This is a genomic window from Streptomyces sp. NPDC033216 (genome assembly GCF_055577115.1).
The window spans coordinates 275,000-284,554 of sequence record NZ_JBVIQK010000005.1; the positions used below are offsets into that span (position 1 = coordinate 275,000).

Consider the following 9,555-nt stretch of genomic DNA (forward strand, 5'->3'; position numbering starts at 1 on the left):
GGCGTGAGCAGCAGCGGCCTCATCTACGCAGTCATCGTCGGGGCCTGGGCCGCCTACTTGGTGCCGATGTGGCTCCGTAGGCAGGACGAGCTGAACGAGGCCCGTCCGACGGAACGCTTCAGCACCGCCATCCGGCTCCTGTCCGGACGGGCGGGCATGGAGCGCCGGTACGCCAAGGACCTGCGGGCGCGCTCCGCCGAGGAGGAGGAGCTCGACGCCGACGCGCCGGACGACGCCACCGAATCGGTGGACGTCCGGGCCTTCGCCATGCCTCCGGTCCGTCCGCAGGTCACGGAGACGGCCCAGGAACGCGAGCAGGCCCGCCCGGAGCCGACCCACGAACAGGTCGCCGCCCAGGCGGCCCGTGAGCACTCCGCCCAGGCGGCCCTCGAAGCCCGTGAAGCCCGTGAGCAGTCCGCCAGGACGGCCCGTGAGCAGGCGGCCAGGCCGCCGCAGGAATCCGGCGCCGTACCGGCGCACCAGCGCGTGCCCGAAACGCGCCGCGCGCCTTCCGCGCCGGCGGCTTCCGCCGCCGCGTCCGCGCAGGCGCAGGCGGCCGCCGCGCGCGCCCAGCGCTCGAAGGTCCTCGCGCGCCGCAGGCGCACCACCGTCGTCCTCTTCCTCGCCTTCACCCTGGGGGCGATCGTCGCGGCCGTCGGCGGACTCGCGTTCCTCTGGGCGCCGGGCGTGCCCGCCGTCATGCTCAGCGGATACATCGCCTATCTGCGCTCCCAGGAACGCCGCCGCTTCGCCTACCAGATGGACCGCAGGCAGGCCGAGGCGGCGGCCCAGCGGCTCCGCGAGCGGCAGCCCCGCCGACGGGCGTCCGCCTCGGCAGCGCACGCCTCCGCCCCGGTCGACCCGGCCCTCGACGCCGGCGCAGAGGAGCCGCACGAGGGCTCCGAGATCGAGACCGACCCGGGCCTGGTGGCGCTCGCCGCGGACCGGCGGGCGCTCGTCGAGCAGACCGACCACGCCGAGTGGGTCGACCAGCAGCGCGAACGGCAGCGGCGGCCGGGCCACGGCGACAGCTGGGACCCGGTGCCGGTGCCGCTGCCCACGTACGTGACCGCGCCGGTCGCGCCGCGGGCCACCGCCGACGTGGACCTCGGAGCGCCGGACACCTGGAGCTCGGCCCGGTCCAGCTCGGTCGCGCCCGAGCAGGAGGCGACCGACGAGACACCCGACCGGCACGCCGCGAACGGCGCGGAGGGCGGACCGGACGGGGACGCGGGGCAGGGCGAGGGCGGCGAGCGAAGCGACGCGCGGCGCGCCGCGTCGGCCCGGCGCTCGCGCGAACGGGGCCGCACGCCGCTGTTCGACCAGTACGAGGACGGCGAGCGGCCGCGTGCCGCCAACGAGTGAGCGACCGCCCGCGGGCGACGCCGTATTCGCGGTGGTCGGGGGCCCGGGGAACGGATTTCCAAGCACCCCGACGGGGATGCTAGAGTTTCACTCGTTGCAAGGGCCTGTGGCGCAGTCCGGTAGCGCACCTCGTTCGCATCGAGGGGGTCTGGGGTTCAAATCCCCACAGGTCCACGCAGCATAGGGGCCCGTTCCTGATATCAGGAACGGGCCCCTTGCCATGTGCTGATGCGACACGGAGCCCCTGCCGGTGAGGTCGGCAGGGGCTCCGTCGTGTGCGGGGATCAGCCGTGCTGGGACGGGCTTGTCGGCCAGCGGGTCGTCTCTCCGAAGAAGCCGTCGATGGGGACGGCCTCGCCGGTGGCGCGGGCCTCCCGGTAGACGTGCAGGCCCACCGCCAGGTCGAGGACGCCGAGGCCGAACGGGGAAAAGATGATCGGCTTGTCGGTGCCGGTGCTCACCCGGCCGCGGATGTGCTGGGCGAGGGTGCCGGTGATGAAGTCGCGGTGCCCGTACTTCTGTTCCGCGAGGTGCGGCGAGGTGTTGGCCTTCAGGCAGTGGTCGATGTCGTCGACGACGTTGTAGGCGTCGTTGACCAGCTCCGGGCCGATGTCCCGCAGGGAGATGTTCAGTACGACCTGGCCGGGGGCGAACGCGCCCGCGTCCAGCACGTACGGCTCCGCCGCCGTCGTCGCGAAGACCACGATGTCGGCCTTGAGCAGGGCGACTTCGAGGCTCGCGGTGGTCGACGTGGGGTAACCGAGGTGGTCGTCCGCGTGGGCGGCGAGGGCCTCGGCGTACTCGGGGATCTTGTCGTGGACCGTGACGCCGCCGAACTGCCAGCCCAGCGCGGCGAAGAACTCCAGGATGTTGCGGGCGATGATGCCGCCGCCGATCACCGACAGATGCCCGGCGGTGCGGGAGCCGGACAGCTGCTCGGCGGCCAGGACCGCGGAGGCGGCCGTACGGGCGGCGCTGATCTGGGAGGCCTCCAGCAGCGCGAACGGATAGCCGGTGGCGTAGTCGTTCAGCAGGAGGGCGGCGCTGGCACGGGGGATGCCGTCGGCGATGTTCTGCGGGAACGAGCCGATCCACTTGATGCCGGCCACGTCGTGCTCACCGCCCAGGTAGGCCGGGAGCGCGATGATGCGGGCGTCCGGCTTGTCGGGGAAGCGCAGGAAGTAGCTGTCGGGGTTGACCGAGTCGCCGTCGTCGTGGGCCAGATAGGTGGAGCGCACCTCGCGCACGATCTCGGGACGGGAGCGGGCGATGACCTCGCGGGCCGTGGTGCCGCCGACCACGCTGAACTCGAACACGGGGGTGCCTTCCGTCGAATGGGTGGGGGTCATCGGCCTGCCGCCGCGTGTTCCGGGGCCGTGGGGGCCCCGGCGGGGCCGGACGTGGCCGGGCGGGACTTGCGCAGGAACTTCGGGGCCGCCCAGTTGGCGTCGCCGAGCAGGAGCATCACCGAGGGCAGGAGGACCGCGCGGACCAGGGTGGCGTCCAGCAGGACGGCGACCGCGAGGCCGACGCCGAGCTGCTTGAAGTCCTGCATCTCCAGCGATCCGAAGACCGCGAAGACGGCGACCATGATCAGACCGGCGCTGGTGACGACGCCCGCGGTGGTGCGGATGCCGTGCGCGATGGCGTCACGGGTGGTGGCGCCGCGGTCGTAGGCCTCGCGGATCCGGGAGACCACGAACACGTGGTAGTCCATCGACAGGCCGAACAGCACCACGAAGACGAACAGCGGCATCCAGGACTCGACCGCGCCGATGCCCTCCGTGCCCACCAGGGACGCGCCCCAGCCGTGCTGGAAGACGGCCGTCATCACGCCGTACGCGGCGCCCACCGAGAGCAGGTTGAGGATGATCGAGGTGAGGGCGATGACGGGGGAGCGGAAGGAGAACAGCATCAGCAGGAAGGTCACGCCGAGGACGAAGGCGAAGACCGGGACGATGCTCTTCTTCAGCTGGTCGTTGTAGTCGACGGAGAAGGCGAGGTCGCCGCGGACCAGGGCGGTGGTGCCGGGAACCTTGCCGACGGTGTCGGGGACGAGCGTCTCGCGCAGGGTGGTGAGGGCCTTCTTGGAGGTGGCGTCGGAGCCGTTTCCGGCCAGCGGCACGCTCAGTTCGGCGATGTTCTCCTTCGCGTGGACGGTGACGCCGATGGACTTGCCGGTCTGGCCCGAGGCCACGGCCTTCGCCTGGAAGTCGGCGATGGCCTGCTTCATCTCGGCGGAGTCGATGTCGGCGGACTCGATGATGACGCTCGCGGGCGCCGGCGAACCGGGGAAGTCCTTCTCGATCTGCTGGGAGACGGCCACGGTCGGGTTGTCCTCGGGCAGCAGCTTGTCGGTGCCGAGCTTCTCCGTCTTCATGCCGAGCGCGGGCGCGGCCAGGGCGAGCAGGAAGGCGACGGCGAGCAGGGCGAAGACGGCGGGGCGGGCCAGGACGCCGCGCAGCAGGACGCTGTTGCGCCGCGGGGTGCCGGTGGCGGCGCGGCGGTCGCGGCGGCGGCCCAGGAGCGGGATGCGGCCGGCGCCGATCTTGTCACCGAGCATGGCCATCAGGGCGGGCAGGACGGTCATGGAGCCGAGGACGGCGATGACGACGACCTCGATGGTGGCGATGGCGAAGCCCTCGAAGACGGTCAGCCCGGACAGGAACATCCCGGCCATGGCGACGCAGACCGTGATGCCCGAGATCAGCACCGAGTGGCCGGAGGTGGCCGCGGCGATCTGTAGCGCCGTGGCGTTGTCGCGGCCCGCCTCGCGCTCCTCGCGCTGGCGGCGCAGGTAGAAGAGGCAGTAGTCGACGCCGACGGCCAGCCCCATCAGGAACATCATGGAGTTGGTCATGCCGTCGACCGGCACCACGTGGCTGGTCAGCGCGAGCAGGCCGAGCGCGCCGACGCAGGCGGTCACGGCGAGCGCGATCGGCAGCAGGGCGGCGACCAGCGCGCCGAACACGGCGAGCAGGATGCCCAGCGAGACCGGCAGCGCCGTGTACTCGGCGCGCACGAAGTCCTCGCCGAGGCTGTCGTTGATGGCCTTCAGGCCGGTGGCGGCGCCGTACTGACCGAGGGTCACGTCCTGGTGCGCGGCGTCCGTCTTCCGCACGGCGTCGATGACCGGCTGCACGCGGTCCGCGGCGGTGTCCGGGTCGCCCTTGATGTCGTACTGGATGAGGGCGGCGTGCTTGTCGCCGGAGACCAGCTTGGTGGTGTCGGGCGTGCGGACGCGGGTGACGAGGCCGGTGGCCTCCAGGGCGTCGGTGGTGTCGGTGACGGCCTTGGTGAACCGGGGGCTGTCCGCGGTGAGTTCGTCGCTGCGGAGGTAGATCAGCTCGCCGGCGGGTTCGGTCAGGCCGGCGTCCTGGAGGATGCGCTCGGCGCGGCCCGAGTCGCCGGTTCCGTAGTCGGCCTCGGTGAGGTTGACCTGGCCCGCCGAGCTGCCCAGGGTCATCACCAGAACGACCAGGACGAGCCAGCCGAACACCGCGGTCTTCCGGTGTTCGGCACTCCACCTGCCGAGTGTGGCTGCGAGGTTCCGTTTGGCTGCCATTTTCGCTTCTTCTCTCCTGCGGCATGGGGGGTGCGGGGTTCCGGGAAAAAGCTTGGCGCGCGCTCACGGGCATTCGTAGGTCTCACGGAGGCAGCATGCTGCGGCTGCAGAGTGCTGCCATGTCATAGCGGACATAGCGGGCACCTGGCCGGTATTTATCCTGCTACCTTCACGCCTCGGAAAGGCAATCCACACACACTCGGAGAGATCCAGAAGAGGGCGGGGAGGGGCATGGAATTCGCCATTCAAGCCGAAGGGTTGAAAAAGAGATTCGGCGATCATGAGGTGCTGGCCGGTGTCGATCTGAGCGTGCCACCGGGAACGGTGCTCGGGCTGCTCGGCCCGAACGGCGCGGGCAAGACGACCACGGTGCGCACCCTGGCCACCCTTCTCGCGCCGGACGCCGGCCGCGCGACGGTAGCCGGTTACGACGTGGTGCGCCGGCCCCGCGAGGTGCGCCGTCGGATCGGTCTGGCCGGGCAGTACGCGGCCGTGGACGAACTGCTCACCGGGCGCGAGAACCTGGTACTGATCGGCCGGCTGATGGGCCTCGGCCGACGCGGCGCGCGGACCCGGGCCGAGGAACTCCTCGACGGTTTCGGGCTTCAGCACGCGGCGGGCCGGCCCTCGAAGACGTACTCCGGCGGAATGCGCCGACGGCTGGATCTGGCCGCCTGCCTCGTCGCCTCGCCGCAGGTGCTGTTCCTCGACGAGCCGACCACCGGGCTCGATCCGGCCAGCCGCATCACGCTGTGGCAGCAGGTCCGCGAGCAGATCGCCCGCGGTGTCACCGTGCTGCTGACCACGCAGTACCTGGAGGAGGCCGACTTCCTCGCCGACCGCATCACCGTGTTCGGCTCCGGCCGGGTGATCGCCGAGGGGACCGCCGACGAACTGAAGCGGAAGGTGGGTGACGAGCGGCTGGAGATGTCCGTGGAGCGCTCCGAATCGCTCGACGCGGCCGCGGCGGCGCTCGGACGCGCGGTGTCCGAGGTGCCGGTGGTCGACCGGGAGACGCGGCGGGTCGCGGTGCGGCTCGTGGACGGCATCGGGGGAGTGGCCCGCGCGGCCGCGGAACTCGAACGGTCCGGGGTGCCGGTCACCGACTTCGCCGTGCGGCGGCCGTCGCTCGACGAGGTGTTCCTCCAGCTGACCGGGGCGGGCGCCCAGACGAAGGAGAGCGGCGATGAGTGAGGTCCTGTCCCTGACGGGACGGCAGATGACGCATCTGCGCAGGACGCCGGAGAAGATCATCTCGGTGTCGCTGACACCGATCGCGATGGTGGTCATCCTCGGCTATCTGTTCGCCAGTGTGATCAGCGTCAAGGGTGGCGAGTACCACGACTACGTGATGGCGGGCGTGTTCGCGCAGGTCGGCCTGGCCTGTGTGGGCGCCACCGCGCTCGGGGTCGCGTCGGACCTGCGCGCGGGGCTGACCGACCGGTTCCGCTCGATGCCCATCTCACGGGCCTCGGTGCTCTTCGCGTACACCGTGGCGGACCTGGTCACCGCGGCCGCCGCGATGGTCGCCGTGGCGGGGGTCGGACTGCTGGTCGGCTGGCGCATCCACGGCGGGTTCCTCGAGGCGGTCGCGGGTTTCGCGCTGATCCTCGGATTCACGTACGCGATGCTCTGGCTGGGCGTGCTGATCGGTCTCGCGATGCGCAACATGGAGGCCATCAACGGCGTCACCGCCCTCGCCCTCGTGCTGTTCTCGTTCCTCTCCAACTCCTTCATGCCGCTGCGGGGACTCCCCGGATGGCTGCGGACGGTCGCGGAGTGGAACCCGGTCAGTTCGGTGGCCGAGGCTTGCCGGGTGCTGTGGGGCAACGCCCCCGCCTCCGCCGGCGCGAGCCTGCCGGTACGCCATCCGGAGCTGGCCTCGGTGCTCACCCTCGGCGTGCTGCTGGCGGTCGTCGTACCGCTGGCCCTGCGCGCCTTCCGCACGGCCGCGGCCCGGTGAGCGGCGGGTGTCGTGGCGCCCGGCGCCACAGCCGCGACACCCGTTTCCCCCGGGGCGCGGCCTCTCTTCCCACGGCGGACCGCGCGGTGTGTGCCGCTGTGGCGGTCCGTCTCACCTCTGTCCCTACGGCGGGTCGCGCGGCGTGTGCCGTCATGGCGGTCCGCCTCACGTCTGTCTCCACGGCGGCCCGCGGGACCTGTGTTCCTAGAGCGATCCGTGAGGCCTGCGTTCCTACAGCGATCCGTGAGGCCTGTTTCCTACGGCGGCAGGCGGCGCGTCTGTGTCCGCGCTGGTCCGCGGGGTCTCCGCCGGGTCCGCGCCGGTCCGCGCCGGTCCGCGCCGGTCCGCGGCGTGTGCGCCGCCACGGCGTGTCGTGCGGCCGGTGTCGGCGGTTCGGCCGGGTCAGTCCGCCGTCCCCCCCTCCGCGGTCGCCCCTCTCAGCCAGCCCCGCTCCCCCGCGAGGACGCCGGCCTGGAAACGGCTGCGGGCGCCGAGTTGGCTCATCAGTTCGGCGGTGATGCGGCGCGAGGTGCGGACCGACACCCCGATCTTTCTGGCCACCACGTCGTCCGTGTAGCCCTGGGCGAGCAGGCTGAGGATGGCACGGGCCTGGCTGGACAGACCGGTGCGGGAGTCGGTGATCGGCTCTTGGCCGTAGGGCGTCCCGGCCTCCCAGACGTGTTCGAACAGCGAGCACAGGGCGGAGACCAGGCCCTTGCCGCGCAGCAGCAGGGCACCGGACGCGGTGTTCTCCGGGTCGGAGGGCACCACGGCGACCCGCCGGTCGAAGATGATCAGACGCAGCGGCAGCGTGGCCACCGTGCGCACCCGGCCGCCGAGGTCGGTCAGCCAGTCGAAGTGCGTGGTCATGTCGGGGTCGCTCAGCGAACCCTGGAGATAGAGGCTGCGCATGTGGACGCCGCGGGACAGCAGGCTCTCGTCCAGCGGGCGGACCGCGCGGCGGGAGTCGGCCGGCTGCCTGCTCAGCGGGATGAAGCCGCTGAGTTCCTCGGTGCACTCCTGGGACAGTTCCTCCAGCCGGGTGCGGATCATGTCCAGGCCGGTGATGCGTTCCACCTCCAGTCCCCGCTGGTTGCGGACGGCGTTGTTGTAGCTGCCGATGATCTCGGTGACGGCCTGGCGGCTGGTGGCGATGGCCTGCTGGCGTTCGGCGAGCCGGACCTCCTCCTGGGTGAGCAGCGCGGTCAGTCGCAGCTCGGGATTGACGACGAGGAGTTCGCCGGCCGAGTCGCCGGAGGGGCGCACCAGAGCGAGCCGGGCCAGCTCGTCGAGGGCGTGCCGGACCCGTTCGACAGACCAGGCCAGATGCGCGGCGAGCCCCGGCACATCCAGGTGGGTCTCCTCGACCATGGCTCGATACAGACTTTCAGGATCCGATGCCAGTCCGAGTATCCGCAACACTCTTCGCCCCCTATGTACGTCTTCGGACGACGTACAGTCTCCCGCTCTCCCGGTCCCCGCGGGCTAGGTAGATCGTCAGTGACGGCCCCCGACTGTCCTACCGGAATGAGACACCTGTGGCGCGATTACAACCGAAGTTGACCGATTGTCGGCCAAGCTGCGCGAGCTTGCTGTGTACATGATTTATGTGCGTCTGGCGCGCGGTCTCAGGCCGCTGGACGACCGCGAGTTGCACCGGTCCGTCCGTGCGGTGGCCGACAGCCAGGACGGTGTCCAGCACATCTACGCGGAGGTCGGTGCCGAGGGCGCCGACCTCGTCCTGTTCGTGTGCGCCTCCACGCAGGCCGCGGCCCACGCCGCCGCACGGCGTGTCGTGACGCGGTCCCTGCGGGTGGAGTCGCTGCGCGGCTGGGCGATCCGGGATTCCGTCGGCAGCTGACCGGCGACCGGCCGATGCGGGCCGAAGGCTGACCGTGGCTGACAGTCGACCCACCGACGGCTTGCCGCTGCTTGACCGGCCTGGCGACCGTCCGGCGGCCGATCTGTGTCCGACCGGCGAGGCGACCGTCCGGCGGCCGAAGGTTGCCTGCCCGGCGTCAGTCCGGCGGCCGATCTGTGCCTGACCGGCGCCCGATCTGTGCCTGACCGGCGCCCGACCGGCACCTGACCGGCGCCCGACCGGCCGGCTGATCAGTGTCCGACCGGCCCCTGACCAGCGGGAGATCAGTCTCCCACCGGCCCCCGACCGCCGCTTGACCGGCCCCCGTGGGTCCCCCCAGTTCCCGGAATGTTGGCCTCCTATTTCAGCTGGGCCTCATATGCCACGGAGGAATGGTCAATTCCCTTTCCCTGGAGCCCTGAAAATAATCTGGCATGACGTTGTCACGGCAGGACCCTGACAGTCGAAAGCCTTAACCCAGGGGTGACGTGTTGTAAGAATCAAGGCATCGGACGAGATGCCCCGGACTTTCCCCGGAAAACTCCGAGCGGGCCTCCCCGGAATTAGCCGACCAGTTGAGACGAGGAATTAGTCATGCGCTCGATGCTTCGAATTGCCGCCTGCACGGTCGTCGCCGTTTCCGCGATCGCTGTCGGTGCGGGCTCCGCCTCCGCGAGCACACCCGGCGCGGAAGCGGGGACGGCGGTCACGTTGCCGACCGTCGGTGAAGCGGTCGCCGAGCTGGTCAGCACCCTTCAGCAGCTCGGCGGCTTCCACCGCGAGCCCGAGTGGTCCTGACAC

General features: G+C 71.1%; 8 protein-coding genes and 1 tRNA gene. 6 read left to right on the forward strand and 3 right to left on the reverse strand.

Features of this window, described 5'->3' with window-relative positions; all coding sequences use genetic code 11:
* The first annotated feature begins 3 nt into the window (after positions 1–3).
* Positions 4–1,365, forward strand: coding sequence for a hypothetical protein (locus ACZ5Y0_RS12980; protein ID WP_469128698.1), 1,362 nt, complete (start codon positions 4–6; stop codon positions 1,363–1,365).
* Positions 1,366–1,465: 100 nt separating this feature from the next.
* Positions 1,466–1,539, forward strand: a tRNA-Ala gene (locus tag ACZ5Y0_RS12985).
* Positions 1,540–1,649: 110 nt separating this feature from the next.
* Here ACZ5Y0_RS12985 and sbnB read toward each other — a convergent pair.
* Complete coding sequence (gene sbnB / locus ACZ5Y0_RS12990; RefSeq protein ID WP_469128699.1) at positions 1,650–2,681, reverse strand: 2,3-diaminopropionate biosynthesis protein SbnB; 1,032 nt, start codon at positions 2,679–2,681, stop codon at positions 1,650–1,652.
* A 29-nt stretch (positions 2,682–2,710) separates the two neighbouring features.
* Positions 2,711–4,930 carry an MMPL family transporter gene (locus tag ACZ5Y0_RS12995; RefSeq protein ID WP_469128700.1) on the reverse strand — a complete coding sequence of 740 codons (2,220 nt, stop codon included), beginning with the start codon at positions 4,928–4,930 and terminating at the stop codon, positions 2,711–2,713.
* Positions 4,931–5,161: 231 nt separating this feature from the next.
* Here ACZ5Y0_RS12995 and ACZ5Y0_RS13000 point away from each other — a divergent pair, with 231 nt between their 5' ends.
* Both ACZ5Y0_RS13000 and ACZ5Y0_RS13005 read left to right on the forward strand, forming a co-directional pair.
* Entirely contained in the window at positions 5,162–6,124 is a 963-nt protein-coding gene (locus ACZ5Y0_RS13000) for an ATP-binding cassette domain-containing protein (RefSeq protein ID WP_469128701.1), read from the forward strand.
* On the forward strand, positions 6,117–6,893 hold the full coding sequence (locus ACZ5Y0_RS13005) for an ABC transporter permease (protein ID WP_469128702.1): 777 nt from the start codon (positions 6,117–6,119) through the stop codon (positions 6,891–6,893). The genes ACZ5Y0_RS13000 and ACZ5Y0_RS13005 overlap by 8 nt, the downstream gene beginning before the upstream one ends.
* Before the next feature lie 402 nt (positions 6,894–7,295).
* Here the strand turns inward: ACZ5Y0_RS13005 and ACZ5Y0_RS13010 are convergent, their stop codons facing one another.
* Entirely contained in the window at positions 7,296–8,264 is a 969-nt protein-coding gene (locus tag ACZ5Y0_RS13010; protein ID WP_469128703.1) for a LuxR family transcriptional regulator, read from the reverse strand.
* A gap of 229 nt (positions 8,265–8,493) precedes the next feature.
* On the opposite strand from ACZ5Y0_RS13010, the gene ACZ5Y0_RS13015 reads away from it, so the two are divergent.
* Entirely contained in the window at positions 8,494–8,754 is a 261-nt protein-coding gene (locus ACZ5Y0_RS13015; RefSeq protein ID WP_469128704.1) for a hypothetical protein, read from the forward strand.
* A 594-nt stretch (positions 8,755–9,348) separates the two neighbouring features.
* Complete coding sequence (locus ACZ5Y0_RS13020) at positions 9,349–9,552, forward strand: hypothetical protein (protein WP_469128705.1); 204 nt, start codon at positions 9,349–9,351, stop codon at positions 9,550–9,552.
* The last annotated feature ends 3 nt before the right edge of the window (positions 9,553–9,555 follow it).

Bases quoted from the DNA above. Each gene is read 5' to 3' on its own strand.
- ACZ5Y0_RS12995 (WP_469128700.1), bottom strand. From the start codon at position 4,930: ATGGCAGCCAAACGGAACCTCGCAGCCACACTCGGCAGGTGGAGTGCC.
- ACZ5Y0_RS13000 (WP_469128701.1), top strand. From the start codon at position 5,162: ATGGAATTCGCCATTCAAGCCGAAGGGTTGAAAAAGAGATTCGGCGAT.
- ACZ5Y0_RS13005 (WP_469128702.1), top strand. From the start codon at position 6,117: ATGAGTGAGGTCCTGTCCCTGACGGGACGGCAGATGACGCATCTGCGC.
- ACZ5Y0_RS13010 (WP_469128703.1), bottom strand. From the start codon at position 8,264: ATGGTCGAGGAGACCCACCTGGATGTGCCGGGGCTCGCCGCGCATCTG.
- ACZ5Y0_RS13015 (WP_469128704.1), top strand. From the start codon at position 8,494: ATGATTTATGTGCGTCTGGCGCGCGGTCTCAGGCCGCTGGACGACCGC.
- ACZ5Y0_RS13020 (WP_469128705.1), top strand. From the start codon at position 9,349: ATGCGCTCGATGCTTCGAATTGCCGCCTGCACGGTCGTCGCCGTTTCC.